Below are 16675 nucleotides of genomic sequence, written 5' to 3'. Positions count from 1 at the left end.
ACAGATCTTGCGCTGCTCCGCCGCTTCTTAGCCGATCACCTGGCGACGCGTCTTCATCTCCATTTCGAAGCGATCTCGAGGCCGTGGAGCGGCTCTTCGACGACGAGGCGGATCTGATCGTCCACCATGTCGACAAGCGCGAGGCGCGGATCGAGTTCATCGGGACGCGAAGTCGCTGCGTAGCAAGGTTTGAGGTGGATCAAATCATGCTTGTCTTTCCGGCGTCTAATGGCAATCGCGAACGCATCAGCGGCGCCATGCAACACCGGCGTAGAGAGCGGCCATGTTAAAAGATCTTCTCGTCCAGATTCCCTCGGAACGTCCAGTTCGTCCGGTCATCGATGCGGCGATCTCGCTGGCGCTGAACCATTCGGCCCATCTGGACGCCATTTCGGTGGGCCTCGAAAGCACCAATATCGGCCTTGCGGTCGATGGCGCCGCAGCGGTGGCCGCCTTGTTCGATGTCGAACGCGAGCGCGCACTGGCGCGAGCCAATGCCGCGCTTGAGGTGTTCGAGTCCGAGGCGCGCAACGCCGGCATCGCCTACAGCCGACAGGCGTTCACCGCCGTTCCCGTCGATGCCTTCACCATGCTCGGCGCGATGGCACGGCTTTACGACTTGAGCATTGTGATGCAGTCGGACCCTGATTACACGACTTCCGACAACATGGTGCCGAAGGAGATGCTGTTTCAGGCGGGCGGACCGGTGCTGTTCATTCCCTACACCCACAAGGGACCGCTAAACCCCCGCCACGTGGGCATCGCCTGGGACGGCAGCCGGCTTGCGGCGCGCGCCCTGCGCGACGCGGCGCCATTCATCGCCAAGGCCGATGCGGTGACGGTCGTCAGCGTCAACGAGGCCGGGATGCCGGTGGAAACGTCCGTGGAAAATCTGACGACCCATCTTGCGCGGCGTGGCATCAAGCCGAGGATCGAGAGCCTGAGCGCGGATGCTTCGGATGTTCAGCCAGCCATCCTGTCGGTGGCGGCGGACGCGGGGATCGATCTCATCATCATGGGCGGCTACGGCCATTCCCGCCTGCAGGAGCGAATCCTCGGCGGCGTGACGCGTGGCATGCTCGAATCCATGACCGTGCCGACGCTGATGTCGCATTGAGGTCGCCCCGGGTGGGGGGAAGCGGCGCAAAGAGCCAGTTCCATCGCCCCATCGTCAGAGCGGTCCAAAGAAAAAGCCGTCCCCGAAGGGACGGCTTTTCCAATTCGACCGCAAATCAATGCGGGTGTTTGGTTGCGGGGATAGGATTTGAACCTATGACCTTCAGGTTATGAGCCTGACGAGCTACCGGGCTGCTCCACCCCGCGATAAACCTTTGAACCTTCTTCCGAAAACCGAACAGCACTGCCAACGCTCTGAGGCGCCGCTTCCGTCCGGAGGCTTCCTGAGAAGGCAACCCTTGGCAAAATGCCAGTGGGTCGCGGGGGTTATGTATCAACGCGCGCCTGCTTTGGAAAGGGCCGCAGAGCGGCTTTTGAGGATTTTGTGACAGCAAATCCGCTAGAGCTCCGATTCCGAAGTTCGCAAGCTATCGTGGCGACCCCTGATGCGAACTTCGGAATCAAAGGAGCTCTAGTAACTTGTTGATTTGAGTAGCGGCTTCGAATTTGAAGTTCCTGTCACGAACTTGCCGCTATACTGATAGGAACTTCAAATTCGCCGCACTAGAGCTCCGATTCCGAAGTTCGCAAGCTATCGTGGCGACCCCTGATGCGAACTTCGGAATCAAAGGAGCTCTAGTAACTTGTTGATTCTAGTGCGGCTTCGAATTTGAAGTTCCTGTCACGAACTTGCCGCTATACTGATAGGAACTTCAAATTCGCCGCACTAGCTCGCGCTTTTCGGAAAAAAGGGCCCAGGCGCGATGGTTCAGCGCCCTCGCCGGCCGCGGTTTAGGCCGTTGTTTAAGCGCGATCTTTTCGCAAAAATCCGGTTCCCAGCCTATGCCATAGCGGGGCTCCCGGTCCGCCCCAGGCTGCAAATTCCCTTGCCAGAAGTTCCGTGAGGGGCGAGCTTTCCGGGCAAAAGACGAGCCAGCGCGGGAGGGACAAGGGGATGGAAGCTTTTGATTTCGTCGTGGCGGGTGGCGGCTCCGGCGGTTGCGCGGTCGCAAGCCGCCTTTCCGAGGATGCTGCCACCTCCGTGGCGCTGCTCGAAGCGGGCGGCAGGGACGATAATTGGGTGGTGAACACGCCCGGCGCGATGATCTTGCAGATCGCCGGCAAGGTGAACAATTGGGCGTTTCACACGGTGCCGCAAAAGGGCCTCAAGGGGCGGATCGGCTATCAGCCGCGCGGCAAGGGGCTTGGCGGCTCATCCGCGACCAACGCCATGGTCTATATCCGCGGCCACAGGACCGACTACGACCATTGGGCCGCACTCGGCAGCACCGGCTGGTCGTACGCGGACGTACTGCCCTATTTCAAACGCTCGGAGGACAATTCCGAACTCGATGGCACTTATCACGGCAAGGGTGGCCCGCTCCATGTCACGGGCCTGCGAACCGACAACCCAGTGCGCGACATCTATTTGCAGGCGGCGCGAGAGGCCCAATTCCGCATCCGCGAGGATTTCAATGCAGAGGAGCAGGAGGGGCTTGGCTCCTACCAGGTTACGCAATTGAACGGCGAGCGCTGGAGCGCGGCGCGCGGCTACATTCACCCGTTCATGGACAAGCGCCCCAATTTGCGTGTCGAGACCGATGCGCACGCCACGCGCATCCTGTTCGAAGGCAAGCGCGCGGTCGGCGTCGAATACCGGCAGGGCAAGGAGATCCGGCAAATCCGCACCCGGCGCGAAGTGATCCTTTCCTCCGGCGCTTTCCAGAGCCCGCAACTTCTGATGCTTTCAGGCGTCGGCGATGGCGCAAAGCTCGCCAATCACGGCATTTCAACCATCCACCATCTGCCCGGCGTCGGATTGAACCTGCAGGACCATCCGGATTTTGTTTTCGGCTTCACGTCCGATGCGCCCTATTTCACCGGGCTTTCCTTCGGCGGAATCGCACGGATCGTCAAAGGCATCGCGCAATACCGGCGCGAACGGCGCGGCCCGATGACCTCGAATGTCGCCGAATGCGGCGGTTTCCTCAAAACCCGGCCCGACCTCGACGTCCCTGACATCCAGCTGCATTTCTGCATGGCCCTGGTGGCCGACCACGGCCGCAAACCGCGCTGGGGCACCGGCTTTTCGTGTCACGTCTGCCTGCTTCGGCCAAAAAGCCGTGGCAGCGTCTGGCTGCAAAGCGCTGATCCCCTTGCTCCGCCCGCGATCGATCCGAATTTCTTCGGCGAGGAATCCGATCTCGACACGATGGTCGCGGGCTTTCGAACCACCAGGCGGCTGCTCGATGCGCCCGCGCTCAAATCGCTGCAGAAAGCCGACGTCGTCGCGGCTGGAGTCGAGACCGACGAGCAGATCCGTGAAGTTCTGCGCGACAATGTCGACACGGTCTATCACCCGGTCGGCACCTGCAAGATGGGCGTCAATGATCCGCTGGCGGTGGTCGATCCCCGGTTGAAGGTCCACGGGCTCGAAGGCCTGCGCGTGGTCGATGCGTCGATCATGCCGACGTTGATCGGCGGCAACACCAATGCGCCGTCCATCATGATCGGCGAGAAGGCCGCCGACATGATCCGCTCCGAGACAAGGGCGAGTTGATCCACCGCGCGGCGGCACAAAGCGCGCTCAGGATTCCGTCGCTGGCGCCTCCGGCGCGTGACAAACGGCCTCGATGCGATGGCCGTCCGGATCGAGAACGAACGCGGCATAGTAGGCGGAGTGATAGCTTCTCGGTCCGGGCTTTCCGTCGTCCCGCCCGCCGGCGGAGATCGCGGCTGCGTGGAATGCGGCGACCGCCGCGCGGTCCGGTGCGCGGAAGCACAAATGAGTCCCGCGCGATGGAACGACGGGCTCCGCTTCCTCCGTTATCGTGAACTGCACGCCGATCGAGCCCGGTGCATCGCCGTAATCGGCGCCCTTGCCATTGCGAAAATTCACGATGCGGACCAATCCCAGCGGCCGCAAGGCAACATCATAGAAATGGCGACTGCGCGCGATGTCGGTAACGCCGAGCGAGGCGTGGTCCAGCATGAAAATCCCCCTCAATACCGGTCCATACGAACGAGATGGCGCCGAAGTTACGGCTCGCTCGGCCGCAGAGAAATCACGTCAGCAGGAATCCACCGTCAACGGTGATCACGCTCCCGGTCATGTAGCGCGAGGCGCTGGAGGCGAGCAGCATGATGGCGCCGTCGAGATCGGATTCGTTGCCGACACGCCGTTGCGGAATCCGCTTCGTCAATTTCTCGCCGCCGGGCGTCGACCAGAAATCGTGGTTGATCTCGGTATCGATGTAGCCGGGCGCCAGTGCATTGACGCGGATACGATTGGCCGCGAGTTCCAGCGCCATCGCCTTGGTCGCCTGAACGATGCCGGCCTTGGAGATCGTGTAGGGCGAGAGGAACTTCATCACGCCGAAACCGAGCACGGAGGCAATATTGACGATATTGCCCTCCTGCTTGCGCGCAATCATTCGCCGCGCCATTTCGGTGGCCACGAAATACGCGCCCTTGAGATTGGCGTTGATCACCGAATCCCAATCGTCTTCCGTCTGCTCCACCGCCATCTTTTCGATCGCGATCCCGGCATTGTTGATGAGCACGCTGACGGGACCAAGCGCGGCTTCCGCGGCGTCGATGGCCTTTGTGATCGACGCCATGTCGGTCACGTCCATCTGCACGGCCAAGGCGCGACCACCATTGGCGCGAATCTCTGTTTCCAGATCTTTCAGCTTCGCCGTCTGGCGCGCGGCGAGCGCAAGTGCGGCGCCGTGGGCGGAAAGCACGCGCGCGAATTGCCGGCCCAGACCCTGCGATGCACCGGTGATCAAAATGATTTCTTTACTGACGTCGAATAGACCTGACATCAACTCAACTCCAGCGAGTGTGCGACCGCATTGTTACAGACGATTTTAGCGATCGCAAACAGGTTTCGTTCACCAACGACCGACACGGCAGTGATAGCAGAGAAAGCTCGCCCATGAACCTTTTCGACATCGTTGTTTGCGTCACCCTGGTTTCCGCCGCCGCCTCGGGCTTCAAGGCCGGATTGCTGCGCAGCGCAGTGACGATCCTTGCCTATCTGATCGCGATGCCGACGGCGGTTTTCCTGATGTCGCTGTTTTCGGCTGACGGCAACAGACTCGGATCAACCGTGGCGCAAGGCTCGCCAGTGCTGTTCGGAACTTTTCTGATCACCGGCATCATGCTCTCCAAATTCATGCGAATGGCGCTCGAGGACGCAATTGGTCCGGATGCCGGTATCGCCGACCGCCTCGCCGGTGCGGCGCTCGCCACCGTGCGCACGAGCCTTGTCGCCATCGCCTTTGTGTTGAGTTTCGACCAGCTCTCGTCTGGCCGCCAGCCTGCTTTCCTCACCGGTTCGCTGCTGCGGCCGGCGCTGGCAGCGGCTGGACAGAAAGGTTTGAGTTCCCTGCCTCCCAGTGTCGTGGCCTATATCGATCGGCTGAAGCAAGCCCGGCGGATTTGAGCCGCAAACCGCTTCTGATATGCATTTCGTCCGCAGCCAGTCTCTTACCAGGATCGTCTGGCTTGGCTAAAGTGCCTCAGCCGGCTTGCAGAAAATCATCCGAACCGACGGGAGTGAGACAGTGGATCTTGGGATCAAAGGCCGCCGCGCCATCGTGTGCGCATCCAGCAAAGGATTGGGACGGGGCTGCGCCATGGCGCTCGCCGCCGAGGGCGTGCATGTGACAGTGACCGCGCGCGGCGCAGAAGCGCTGGCGAAAACGGCCGCCGAGATCCGAAAACTTCACGCGAGCGTCACGGTCACCGAAGTAGCAGGCGACATCACCACGCCTGCGGGGCGTGAGGCCGTGCTGAAAGCCTGTCCTGATCCGGATATCCTGATCAACAATGCAGGCGGTCCGCCGCCCGGCGATTTCCGCAACTGGACCCGCGACGACTGGATCAAGGCGATCGACGCCAACATGCTCACCCCGATCGAACTGATCAAGGCAACCGTAGACGGCATGATGGCACGCAAGTTCGGCCGCATCGTCAACATCACCTCTGCCGCGGTGAAGGCTCCGATCGAGGTTTTGGGCTTGTCCAACGGCGCCCGCGCCGGCCTCACCGGCTTTATCGCGGGCCTGTCGCGCAAAACCGTGATCAACAATGTCACCATCAATGCGCTGCTGCCGGGCCCGTTCAATACCGATCGCCTGCGCAGCGCGGTTGCCAAGGCGGAGGCCGAAAAGCGCGGCATCACGGTGGATGCGATGCTGGCTGAACGCGCCAAACTCAATCCCGCAGGCCGCTTCGGCGAGCCGGAGGAATTCGGCTACGCCTGCGCGTTTCTGTGCGGCGCCAAGGCGGGTTTCATCACCGGGCAGAACATCCTGCTCGACGGCGGCGCATTCCCGGGCACGCTTTGAGCACTTCGCCTTTGCCGGTCACTTGGGCGCGGCGGCGGCCCAGTCTATCCCGAATGCGCTGAGCCCTTCGGCCAGATAGTCGCTGACCAGGGGCTCGCCGAGCAGGTATTGTGCGGCCGCAATGTCGCGCGTTTCCCGTGCTTCGCGCCGAAGCTCTTCCCACTCCTCGATTCCATCATCGCCGCGGCCCAGCCGCATCAGGGCGATCAGATCGACCTGCTCGTCCTCGGTCAGAGCGTTGATGAAGGCGGTGATCTCGCGCGCCACCGGATCGTCGCCGTCATCCTCCAAAACATCGATCATGTTGTCGTCGGTGGGGTTGGACCCGGAGTCCGGGTCCGTCGCGCCCTCCTTGACATCGAATTCGCGGGTCTTTTCGATCAGAAAAGCGACCTTTTCGGCGGAAATTGCGAGTTCTGGCATCCCACCTCTCCCTTCACTGGCTTTGCTGATTTTTCTCAACGCGCGAGAGCCTTGAGATGATCCGTTGCGCGCGCATGAGGAAACCAGCATCCTGCAGAAGCCAGGAGTTTTGATCGGCCGGGTCGGCCGAAGGCTGATCGTCCGAGCCGTTAAGAGCCTCACCGGGCCGCAACGTTTGAGAGATGTCGAATGCACTGGAATGTCGGAGCGGTGAAGATCACCAAGATTGTCGAACTGGAGACGGTCGGCAGCACGCGATTCATCCTCCCCCAGGCCAGCAAGGAAGAAGTGCAGAAACTGCCCTGGCTCGTCCCCCGTTTCGCGACCGAGGAAGGCCGCCTGAAGATGTCGATCCACACGCTCGTCGTCGAGACGCCCTCGCGCCGGATCGTGGTCGACACCGGCCTTGGCAACGGCAAGGAAGGCCGCAACGTGCCAACCTGGAACATGCGGAACACGCCTTTCCTCGAAATCATGGCAAAGGCCGGCTTTCCGCCCGACAGCATCGATACCGTGCTCTGCACCCACCTTCATGTCGACCATGTCGGCTGGAATACGCGTCTGGAACGTGGCCGATGGGTGCCGACCTTTGAAAAGGCGCGATATCTGTTCGGCAGGATCGAGTACGAATATTGGCGCGACCACAGCGCGGAACCCGACAAGGCCGCGATTTTTCACGACTCCGTGAAGCCGATCATGGATGCCGGAAAGGCCGATCTGGTCGCAAGCGACGCCAGGATTTGCGATGAAATGACCTTGATCCCGACGCCAGGCCACAGCCCGGGGCACATGAGCGTGAAGATCCGCTGTGACGGCGAAGAAGGCTTGCTGACTGGCGACGTCGCCCATCATCCCTGCCAGATGGCGCATCTCGACTGGTCGTCGACCGCAGATTCGAACCCGGCTCAATCCACCGCGACCCGGCGCGATCTGTTCTCCCGCCTCGCCGATCAGCCGGTCCTGGTGATCGGCGGGCATTTCGATGGCGGCCACATCAAGCGCGATCGAGATGCCTTCAAATTCATCGTTGCCGGCAACTAGAGCATGATCCGGAAAAGTGGAAACCGGTTTTCCGAAAAGATCATGCTCAAACAAAGAGATGAGATCATGATGCGATTCCACTCAATCGCATCATGATCTGGAGCCGATCAGGAAATCGGAGTTTTCCGCTGGATTGACCGCGTGCGGCTGCCCCGGCCGCGAGGGGCAGCCTTGCGCAGGGCCGTTAAGCAGTTGAATTTAGCCGCGCGCTGTTCCATGAAGCATTCCAAGCAACTTGAAACGCGCTAGTGCGGCGAATTAGGGAGTGATCGGAAATGAGGCTTGTTCGTTACGGGGAAATCGGCAAGGAGAAGCCCGGCCTGATGGAAAAATCGGGTCAACTTCGCGATCTTTCGGCGCATTTACAGGACTTCGCCGCAGATGCCTTTTCGCCGGCTTCGCTCGCCAAAATCGCCGGCCTCGACGCCTCCCAGCTTCCGGCCGTAGCCGGCAATCCGCGGATCGGCTCGCCGGTGGGCGGCTCGCCCAAATTCATCGCCATCGGGCTCAACTATTCGGATCACGCGGCAGAGGTCGGCATGGCTTTGCCGAGCGAACCGATCGTCTTCATGAAGGCCAACAACAGCCTTTGCGGGCCCAATGATTCGATCGAGAAGCCGCGCGGTTCGACCAAGCTCGATTGGGAAGTCGAGCTTGCGATCGTCATCGGGACGCGCGCCAAATACGTCTCCGAGGCCGACGCCCTCAATTATGTGGCCGGCTACAGCATCTGTAACGACGTCTCCGAGCGTTTTTTCCAGCTCGAACGGCTTGGGCAGTGGACCAAGGGCAAGTCGCACGACACGTTCGGGCCGCTCGGTCCGTGGCTCGTGACCAAAGACGAGATTGCCGACGTTCAGAAACTGCCGATGTGGCTCGACGTCAATGGCAAGCGTTGCCAGACCGGATCGACCGCGACCATGATCTTCGGCGTCAAGAAAATCGTCTCATATCTTTCCGAACTGATGACGCTGATGCCGGGTGACGTTATCGCGACCGGCACGCCGCCCGGCGTGGGCGCGGGGATGAAGCCGCCGAAATTCCTCAATGTCGGCGACGTCGTCTCGCTCGGGATCGAGGGCTTAGGCGAGCAGCGGCAAAAAGTGATTGCGGCGTGAGGCGAAGGCGCCGAACCGCAACCTCCGTCGTCATTCCGGGATGGTGCGCAAGCACCAGACCCGGCATCTCGAGATTCTCTGATGTGCAAGCGCACATCAGAGTTCGATGCTCACGCATCGCCCCGGAATGACATTGTTCTAATCGCCGTCCCGATAGGACTAACCCACATGAAACTCACCTTCTCCCCGGCCTCGCCATTCGCCCGCAAGGTGCGCATTGCCGCGATCGAACTCGGCTTGATCGACAAAATCGAATTCGTGGCAACGACGGTGGTGCCCGGCCAGCCCAACGATGAATATTCGCGCATCACGCCGCTGAAGAAGCTGCCGGCGCTGATCCTGGAAAATGGCGACGTCGTTCTGGATTCCTACGTCATTGTCGAATATCTCGACGAGCTTGCCGGCGGCGGCAAGCTGATCCCCCCCTCCGGCCCCAACAGGTGGAAGGTCAAGAGCGACCATTCCCTGCTGCAGGGCATGCTCGATTCCATGCTGCTGTGCCGTTACGAGAAAATGGTGCGGCCGCAAGGATCGCAGTGGCAGGCATGGCACGACGATCACTGGAACCGCGCCTGGAGCGGCATGGCCCGCTTCGACAAGCATGCCGAAGTGTTATCGCGTCCCCTCGATATCGTGCAGATCGCGCTCACTTGCGTGCTGGGCTATGCCGATTTCCGCTTTGCCGATTGCGGATGGCGCAAGGCCTATCCTAATCTCGACGCATTCTACCAGAGGATGCTGAGCCGGCCTTCGGTGAAGATATCCGTCCCCCCGCCCGCCTGAGAACGAAAGCAAGCCATGAGCCTCAAGCTCGCCGTCGGCGATCTCACCATCCATCGCATCATCGAGCAGGAAACGACCTTCCTGCCGGCGCTCGATCTGTTTCCCGCACTGACGGCTGACCTGCTCGCCGAGAACAGACCATGGATGCGCCAGGCCGGCGCGCTCGATGCCGAGGACATCCTGATCCTGTGCTTTCAGTCCTACGTGGTGAAGACACCGCACCACACCATCCTGATCGACAGCTGCATCGGTAACGACAAGCCACGGCCGTTGCGGCCGAAATGGAACATGAAGACCGATGAGACCTATATGCGCGCATTGGCCAGCGCAGGGTTTTCGGTGGAAGACATCGACTTCGTCATGTGCACACATCTGCACGTCGACCACGTCGGATGGAATACGCGGCTCGAGGCCGGACGATGGGTGCCGACGTTTCCGAACGCGCGCTACATTTTCGGCAGGACCGAATTCGATTATTGGGCCGAGCAGAACGCCAATTCGCCAGTGCCGCCTATCGTCGACAGCGTCCTGCCAGTGGTCGAGGCCAGGCAGGCCGAGATCGTCCGCGCCGACTACGAGATCGGCGATCATGTTCGTATCCTGCCGACGCCGGGTCATACGCCCGGGCATGTTGCGTTCACACTCGGCCGCGGCAGGGATGACGCAGTTTTTTCCGGCGACTTGATGCATTCGCCGCTTCAGACGCGCTACCCGCAAATTTCAGCAAAATTCGATGTCGATCAGGCCCAGGCCGCGGTGACGCGACGCAATTTTCTCGAGCGATATTGCGACACCGACACGTTGTGCTGCACGGCGCATTTTCCCTCGCCCTCGAGCGGCAAGATCCGCCGTAAGGGCGATGGATTTTTGTGCGTGGCGGCTTGACGCTTCGTAGCTTGACGCTTCGTAGGGTGGGCAAAGCGAAGCGTGCCCCCTACGCCACCTTCAATCAAACAAACTCGGCGTGTGATTGACCATCGCACCTTCGATTGCGAGCATCTTCAATTTTGTCGCGACGCCGCCATTGGCAGAAAACCCGCCGGGTTTGTCGCCGGCGGCGAGCACGCGATGACATGGCACCACGATCGGACACGGGTTGCGCCCGAGCGCCTGGCCGACATCGCGTGACAGCTCGAGGCCGCCAAGCCGCCTGGCAATGTCGCCATAGGTCATCGTCCTGCCGGGCGGAATGGTGCGGGCGATGTCATAGACGCCACGGTTGAATTCCGGAACGCCCTCGAGATCGAGCGCGATGTCCCTGAGGTCGTTCGGTTTGCCCTCGAGCAGTTCGACCATGCCATCGATCGCGTGCTGCACTGCCGCCGGTGGCGGCGCTTCTGCGATTTCGCCATAGCGCTGGACAATGCGAGACCGGGTCTTTTCCTCGTTTCCCATCGGCAGCTGCACCCCGTTGATACCGCGTGCACTCCATACGATGGCGCAAGCGCCGATCGCCGTATCGAAGATTGCAAAACTGTAATCGCTCATGGCTGGCTCCAACTCTATCGCCCCATGCTGTGAATTTGAACGCCTGGTGCGAAATCTAGGCTTGGAAATAGTTGCGATCCACCCGGATTCCGGGGGAACTTGCGGGTCGCAAACCACATGCCTTGCCGCGGCCGCCCGGGCTCGCGTCGCACACCCGCACGTGACGGCGCAAGCCCCCGGAAGTGCCCGGCGCGCTTGGTAAACCCTTTGTCGAAGTGCTATCCTCGGATCAACAACGAGAGGGGTTTTTGCCCCGAAAACGCCAGGAGGAACCGCCATGAAACTGACGGCACAGCAGATCGACGATTTCAACCGCGAAGGCTGGCTGTTTCTTCCCGAACTCTTCAACCCCGAAGAGGTCGCCCTGCTCACGCACGAAGCTGTAAACATCTACGACACCCCGCGGCCGGAGGTATGGCGGGAGAAGAGCGGCGCGCCGCGAACGGCGTTTGCCGCCCATCTCTACAACGAAGCCTTCCGCATCCTCGGCGCGCATCCGCGCATGATCGAGCCGGTCGAACAGATCTTCGGCGAGAAGGTCTACATGCACCAGTTCAAGATCAACGCGAAGTCGGCCTTCACCGGCGATGTCTGGCAGTGGCATCAGGATTACGGCACCTGGAAGCGCGACGACGGCATGCCGCAGCCGCGCGCGATGAACATCGCCATTTTTCTCGACGAAGTCATGCCGATCAACGGTCCCTTGATGCTGGTGCCGAAAAGCCAGCACGCCGGCGACCTCAAGGCTTCCCACGACCTCGAGACGACGTCCTATCCGCTGTGGACGCTGGATGAAGCAACCGTGACGCGGCTGGTCAAGGAAGGCGGCATCGTCGCACCGACCGGCAAGGGAGGCGGTCTGTTGATGTTCCATGGCAATCTGGTGCACGGCTCTGCCGGCAACATCACGCCGTTCCCACGCAAGATCGTCTATCTGACACTGAACGCCGTCTCGAATTACATCCGCACCCCCACGCGGCCGGAATACATCGCCCATCGCGATTTTACCCCGATAAAGACCGTGGAGGATGACGCCCTGCTCCGGCTTGCCCGCGCCCAGCGCCAGGCGGCGGAGTAGGCGTGCCGGCGGTGCCTTCACCTCTCCCAATGGGAGAGGTCGGATTGCATCGTTAAGATGCAATCCGGGTGAGGGGTTACACGGTCGATAGATCAGGCCCCTCACCCGCCGCTACGCGGCGACCTCTCCCCGCCGGGGAGAGGTGATCTCACCGGGCCTGCGGCAAGGCTAATCGAACCCTCTCAAGCGGACTCCTCATCATGAATCTCTTTCGTCTCCTGCAGACCCGCGCCGCCGCCGGAAAGCCTGTGCGCGTCGCGCTGATCGGTGCCGGCAAATTCGGCTCGATGTTCCTGTCGCAGGTGCCGCACACGGTGGGGCTGGAAGTGCCTGTGATCGTCGATCTCGATCCGGAGCGCGCACGCGAGGCCTGCCGCACCGTCGGGTGGGAGGCGGAACGGATCGCGGCAACGACCTTCACCGCTGACGGTTCGAAAGCGGCCGCGGGCGAGGTCGAGGTGATCGTGGAGGCGACCGGCAATCCTGCTGTTGGCATCAGGCATGCCCGCGCGGCGATTGCCGCGGGCAAGCACGTCGTGATGGTCAATGTCGAGGCCGACGTGCTGGCCGGACCTCTTTTGGCGGAGGAGGCGCGCAAGGCGGGCGTGGTCTATTCGCTCGCCTATGGCGATCAGCCGGCACTCACCGCCGAAATGGTCGACTGGGCCCGCGCCACCGGCTTCCATGTCGTCGCCGCCGGCAAGGGGACAAAGTACCTTCCGGCCTATCACGACGTCACGCCGGCCGGAGTATGGAGCCATTACGGGCTGTCGGCGGACGAGGCGCAATCGGCCGGCATGAACCCGCAAATGTTCAACTCGTTTCTCGACGGCACCAAATCGGCCATCGAAATGGCGGCCATCGCCAATGCGACGGGGCTGGACGTGCCGTCCGGGGGGCTCGCGTTTCCACCTTGCGGGGTCGACGATCTGCCGCATGTGTTGCGGCCGCGCGCGGCGGGCGGAGTGCTGGAAAAAACCGGCCTGGTGGAGGTGGTGTCGTCGCTGGAGCGCGACGGGCGTCCGGTTTTCCGCGACCTGCGATGGGGCGTTTATGTCGTGCTCGAGGCCCCGAACGACTATGCCGCCGATTGCTTCAGGCAATATGGCCTGAAAACCGATTCGAGCGGACGTTATGCGGCAATGTACAAGCCGTATCATCTGATCGGATTGGAGCTGAACATCTCGATCCTGTCGGCGGCGCTGCGCAATGAGCCGACCGGACAGGCCTGCGGCTTTCGCGGCGACGTGGCGGCGGTGGCCAAGCGGGACTTGCGCGCCGGCGAGATGCTCGACGGCGAAGGCGGCTATACGGTGTGGGGCAAGTTGATGCCGGCAACAGCAAGCCTCAAGGCCGGCGCATTGCCGATCGGGCTTGCGCACCGACTGAAGCTGAGACAGGACGTCGCGCATGGTGCGCTCGTGCGCTGGAGCGATGTCGAGATCGACATGGATAACGAGACGGTGCGGACCAGGCGGGCGATGGAAACAAGGTTCGGCGCGGCGCGCTGACGGAGCCCGCCCTTCTCGCAACTGCGTAACGCTCGCGCGCCCTTGATTCGCGCCGATCGATTGGTCATGCTGGCCACGAGGCCGGAGCACAACCGGTATCAATCAACGTCCGCCGTCGGCGAAACAAAAAGCGACAGTCAAGATCGTTGTCCCTCGTCGAGCAATCGGCCCAAATGGAGGGGAAACGTATGAAACGTCGTGAATTTCTCAAGGCGGGCGGCGTCGGTCTCGCCGCGAGCACCGTGGCTGCGCCTGCAATCGCGCAATCGATGCCCGAGATGAGGTGGCGCCTTGCGGCGAGCTGGCCGAAATCACTGGATACGCTCTATGGCGGCTGCGAATTCTTCTGCAAGCGCGTTGCCGAAATCACCGACAACAAATTCCAGATCCAGCCCTTCGCCGCAGGAGAAATCGTGCCGGGCCTGCAGGTGCTCGACGCGGTGTCGAACGGCACGATCGAGATGGGCAATACTGCGCTTTATTATTACTGGGGCAAGAACCCCGCTTTCACGTTCGGCACGTCGCTGCCGTTCGGTCTCAACACGCGACAGCACATCTCATGGTTGACGTGGGGTGGCGGGCAGGATCTGCTCAATGACCTCCTCAAGGAGCACAATTGCCTCGGCATTCCCACTGGCAGCACCGGTGCCCAGATGGGCGGCTGGTTCCGGAAAGAGATCAAGACGATCGCGGATTTTCAGGGACTGAAATTCCGCGTCGGCGGCTTCGCCGGAACCATCATCGCCAAGGTCGGCGGCGTGCCGCAGCAAATCGCCGGCGGCGATATCTATCCGGCGCTGGAGAAAGGCACGATCGACGCCGCCGAATGGGTCGGCCCCTATGACGACGAGAAGCTCGGCTTCGCCAAGGTCGCCAAATACTATTACTACCCGGGCTGGTGGGAAGGTACTGGCCAGGGCCACAACGTCATCAACTTGGCGCGCTGGAACGCCTTGCCGAAGGCCTATCAGGCGGCGATCACCGCAGCTTCGGAGGACGTTTTCACCTGGGTCACCGGCAAATACGATTACGTCAATCCGCCCGCGCTCAAACGCCTGATGGTCGCAGGCGCGATCCTGCGCCCGTTCCCGCAGGAAGTTCTGGAATCGTGTTACGCCGCCGCCACCGAGATCTATGCGGATCTCTCCAGGACCAATCCGCATTTCGCCAAGATGTATTCAAGCCTGTTGGCCTATCGCACGGATTCGCTGATGTGGATGCAGGTGGCGGAGCTGAGCTTTGACAGCTTCATGATGCGCATGCGCACGCGCACGTGAGGCCAGGAGCCGAAAGCGCGCCATTGCGAGCAATCTCCCGCGCGGACACAGGTCTCTCATTCCGTCATGGCCGGGCTTGACCCGGCCATCCACGTCTTTATCTCACGAAAAAGCGAAAGAAGACGTGGATCACCGGGACGAGGCCCGGTGATGACAGCTTCTGTGTGGAAGCAGACTGGATTAATTCGCCGCTTGCGTCCGTCTCTCGGTTAATTCTGGTCGTCGCCCATGATGGCAGCGAGCTTGTCGTAATATTTCGCGACCAGATCGATGTTGCCCTTGTTCTCGATCGGCGGCTCCGGCGCCTTCAACGCCTGGTTGAGTTCGGCGAGCACGTCCTTCTTGTCCTTCGGCGACATCTTCTTGTCGGCCTGGACCTGGGCGATCTGTGCCTTGATGACGGCTTCGGTGCCGACATATTTCTTCGACACGGGATCGAAGCCGGCGAGCACGATGCTGATGTTGTCGATCACGTTGTTGTAGTCATCGTAGCTGGCAAAGCCGTATTTCTTGGCCACGGCCTCGAGCTGCGCGATGACCTTGGGATCCGGCTTGGCGTTTTCCGGCAGCTTTTCGGTGATTGCATCCATGTCCTTGGCTGCGGCGATCACACCCTCGATCTGTTTGTCGGTCAGGGCGACCTGTTTGAAGGGCGGTGACTGCACGGCTGCGCCCTGTTGAGGCGACTCGGATTTGGCCTGCGCCAATGCAACCCCGGTCGACATGACGGTCAGGCAAGCCGCGAGGCATGCTGCGCTCAAGACGGCGGCGGCGGGACGGACGAACTCACGCATGGAAGGCTCCTCGGGCTGATGGACTATTCGAGTTCCGGTTGAGTACGGCGCTTGAACTGAACGGGCAATGAACCCGTATCTGTCACCCCATATCGCCCCATCATGGCGTCAAATCGCGGCGGTCCGACGACAAACTGACGACTAAAACAAAGGCAAAAATGCAAAACGCCGCCTTCCGTTGCCGGAAAGCGGCGTGTTGCTTGAACGTGACGGGTAAAGAGGAATTGCTTGTCCTTGGCAGGCCTGGCAGCGACCTACTCTCCCAGGGCTTAAGCCATAGTACCATTGGCGCCGAGGAGTTTAACGGCCGAGTTCGGGATGGGATCGGGTTCAAGCTCCTCGCTAGAACCACCAGGCCGGCGAAGGACAAGGATACGAAGCAAGCTGTTTGGCGAATAGTGAGTAGGGAGTAGCGAATAGAAAGAACTGCCTTCCATTCGCTATTCGCTACTCACCATTCGCGTGTCTATGGACACTGAAAATGAGAGCAATCAAGCCAATCGAACGATTAGTACCGGTAAGCTACATGCATTACTGCACTTCCACACCCGGCCTATCAACGTGGTCGTCTTCCACGGTTCTCAAGGGAATGCTCGTTTTGAGGTGGGTTTCCCGCTTAGATGCTTTCAGCGGTTATCCCGTCCGTACATAGCTATGCAGCACTGCCGCTGGCGCGACAACTGCTCCAC

The 16675-nt window shown here is 61.1% G+C and carries 17 protein-coding genes, 1 tRNA gene and 2 rRNA genes; 11 read left to right on the top strand and 9 right to left on the bottom strand.

Translation table 11 applies throughout. The features are described from left to right. Positions 1 to 53: 53 nt before the first annotated feature. Positions 54 to 203, bottom strand: a complete 150-nt coding sequence (locus tag VNX23_RS07590) for a hypothetical protein (protein WP_325628669.1) — start codon at positions 201 to 203, stop codon at positions 54 to 56. An 80-nt stretch (positions 204 to 283) separates the two neighbouring features. On the opposite strand from VNX23_RS07590, the gene VNX23_RS07585 reads away from it, so the two are divergent. Beyond that, positions 284 to 1117, top strand: coding sequence for a universal stress protein (locus VNX23_RS07585; RefSeq protein ID WP_325628667.1), 834 nt, complete (start codon positions 284 to 286; stop codon positions 1115 to 1117). A gap of 129 nt (positions 1118 to 1246) precedes the next feature. Here the strand turns inward: VNX23_RS07585 and VNX23_RS07580 are convergent. Then, positions 1247 to 1323, bottom strand: a tRNA-Met gene (locus VNX23_RS07580). A gap of 748 nt (positions 1324 to 2071) precedes the next feature. Between VNX23_RS07580 and VNX23_RS07575 the strand changes: the two genes are divergently transcribed. Continuing rightward, a complete protein-coding gene (locus VNX23_RS07575; RefSeq protein WP_325628665.1) occupies positions 2072 to 3676 on the top strand; it encodes a GMC family oxidoreductase in 1605 nt (534 codons plus the stop codon). 27 nt (positions 3677 to 3703) lie between these two features. Here the strand turns inward: VNX23_RS07575 and VNX23_RS07570 are convergent, their stop codons facing one another. Together VNX23_RS07570 and VNX23_RS07565 are read right to left on the bottom strand one after the other, a co-directional pair. Then, positions 3704 to 4108: a VOC family protein gene (locus VNX23_RS07570; protein ID WP_325628664.1), complete on the bottom strand. Its 405-nt coding sequence runs from the start codon at positions 4106 to 4108 to the stop codon at positions 3704 to 3706. A 73-nt stretch (positions 4109 to 4181) separates the two neighbouring features. Next, on the bottom strand, positions 4182 to 4943 hold the full coding sequence (locus tag VNX23_RS07565) for an SDR family NAD(P)-dependent oxidoreductase (protein ID WP_325628662.1): 762 nt from the start codon (positions 4941 to 4943) through the stop codon (positions 4182 to 4184). A gap of 113 nt (positions 4944 to 5056) precedes the next feature. Here VNX23_RS07565 and VNX23_RS07560 point away from each other — a divergent pair, with 113 nt between their 5' ends. Together VNX23_RS07560 and VNX23_RS07555 are read left to right on the top strand one after the other, a co-directional pair. Next, positions 5057 to 5566 (top strand): CvpA family protein, encoded by a 510-nt coding sequence (locus VNX23_RS07560; protein ID WP_325628660.1) that lies wholly within the window; start codon positions 5057 to 5059, stop codon positions 5564 to 5566. Positions 5567 to 5687: 121 nt separating this feature from the next. After that, positions 5688 to 6473, top strand: coding sequence for an SDR family oxidoreductase (locus tag VNX23_RS07555; RefSeq protein ID WP_325628658.1), 786 nt, complete (start codon positions 5688 to 5690; stop codon positions 6471 to 6473). A gap of 18 nt (positions 6474 to 6491) precedes the next feature. Here the strand turns inward: VNX23_RS07555 and VNX23_RS07550 are convergent, their stop codons facing one another. Then, complete coding sequence (locus tag VNX23_RS07550) at positions 6492 to 6896, bottom strand: DUF3775 domain-containing protein (protein ID WP_325628656.1); 405 nt, start codon at positions 6894 to 6896, stop codon at positions 6492 to 6494. A 189-nt stretch (positions 6897 to 7085) separates the two neighbouring features. Here VNX23_RS07550 and VNX23_RS07545 point away from each other — a divergent pair, with 189 nt between their 5' ends. The 4 genes from VNX23_RS07545 to VNX23_RS07530 all read left to right on the top strand — a co-directional run bounded on the left by VNX23_RS07545 (position 7086) and on the right by VNX23_RS07530 (position 10723). After that, positions 7086 to 7937 carry an MBL fold metallo-hydrolase gene (locus tag VNX23_RS07545; protein WP_325628654.1) on the top strand — a complete coding sequence of 284 codons (852 nt, stop codon included), beginning with the start codon at positions 7086 to 7088 and terminating at the stop codon, positions 7935 to 7937. Positions 7938 to 8212: 275 nt separating this feature from the next. Next, positions 8213 to 9055 (top strand): fumarylacetoacetate hydrolase family protein, encoded by an 843-nt coding sequence (locus VNX23_RS07540; RefSeq protein ID WP_325628652.1) that lies wholly within the window; start codon positions 8213 to 8215, stop codon positions 9053 to 9055. Between the two features lie 168 nt (positions 9056 to 9223). After that, positions 9224 to 9838, top strand: coding sequence for a glutathione S-transferase family protein (locus VNX23_RS07535; protein ID WP_325628650.1), 615 nt, complete (start codon positions 9224 to 9226; stop codon positions 9836 to 9838). A 15-nt stretch (positions 9839 to 9853) separates the two neighbouring features. Continuing rightward, a complete protein-coding gene (locus tag VNX23_RS07530) occupies positions 9854 to 10723 on the top strand; it encodes an MBL fold metallo-hydrolase (protein WP_325628648.1) in 870 nt (289 codons plus the stop codon). A 60-nt stretch (positions 10724 to 10783) separates the two neighbouring features. Here VNX23_RS07530 and VNX23_RS07525 read toward each other — a convergent pair whose 3' ends face one another. After that, entirely contained in the window at positions 10784 to 11326 is a 543-nt protein-coding gene (locus VNX23_RS07525) for a methylated-DNA--[protein]-cysteine S-methyltransferase (RefSeq protein WP_325628647.1), read from the bottom strand. A 277-nt stretch (positions 11327 to 11603) separates the two neighbouring features. Between VNX23_RS07525 and VNX23_RS07520 the strand changes: the two genes are divergently transcribed. The 3 genes from VNX23_RS07520 (at position 11604) to VNX23_RS07510 (ending at position 15192) form a co-directional block, all read left to right on the top strand. Beyond that, complete coding sequence (locus VNX23_RS07520; RefSeq protein ID WP_325628645.1) at positions 11604 to 12404, top strand: phytanoyl-CoA dioxygenase family protein; 801 nt, start codon at positions 11604 to 11606, stop codon at positions 12402 to 12404. 200 nt (positions 12405 to 12604) lie between these two features. Continuing rightward, positions 12605 to 13915 (top strand): NAD(P)H-dependent oxidoreductase, encoded by a 1311-nt coding sequence (locus VNX23_RS07515; RefSeq protein WP_325628643.1) that lies wholly within the window; start codon positions 12605 to 12607, stop codon positions 13913 to 13915. A gap of 188 nt (positions 13916 to 14103) precedes the next feature. Next, positions 14104 to 15192 carry a TRAP transporter substrate-binding protein gene (locus tag VNX23_RS07510; protein ID WP_325628641.1) on the top strand — a complete coding sequence of 363 codons (1089 nt, stop codon included), beginning with the start codon at positions 14104 to 14106 and terminating at the stop codon, positions 15190 to 15192. 209 nt (positions 15193 to 15401) lie between these two features. Here VNX23_RS07510 and VNX23_RS07505 read toward each other — a convergent pair whose 3' ends face one another. From VNX23_RS07505 to VNX23_RS07495, 3 genes are all read right to left on the bottom strand, one after another. Continuing rightward, positions 15402 to 15986: a hypothetical protein gene (locus VNX23_RS07505; protein WP_325628639.1), complete on the bottom strand. Its 585-nt coding sequence runs from the start codon at positions 15984 to 15986 to the stop codon at positions 15402 to 15404. 241 nt (positions 15987 to 16227) lie between these two features. Then, positions 16228 to 16342 (bottom strand): 5S ribosomal RNA (gene rrf, locus VNX23_RS07500). A gap of 131 nt (positions 16343 to 16473) precedes the next feature. Then, positions 16474 to 16675: ribosomal RNA gene (locus VNX23_RS07495) — 23S ribosomal RNA — on the bottom strand; the annotation flags it as partial.

It is taken from the genome of Bradyrhizobium sp. (assembly GCF_035570375.1).
In the GTDB taxonomy this organism is placed as follows: domain Bacteria; phylum Pseudomonadota; class Alphaproteobacteria; order Rhizobiales; family Xanthobacteraceae; genus Bradyrhizobium.
The sequence above is the reverse complement of the archived record's forward strand: the minus strand, read 5'-3'. Positions and strand labels throughout refer to the sequence as shown.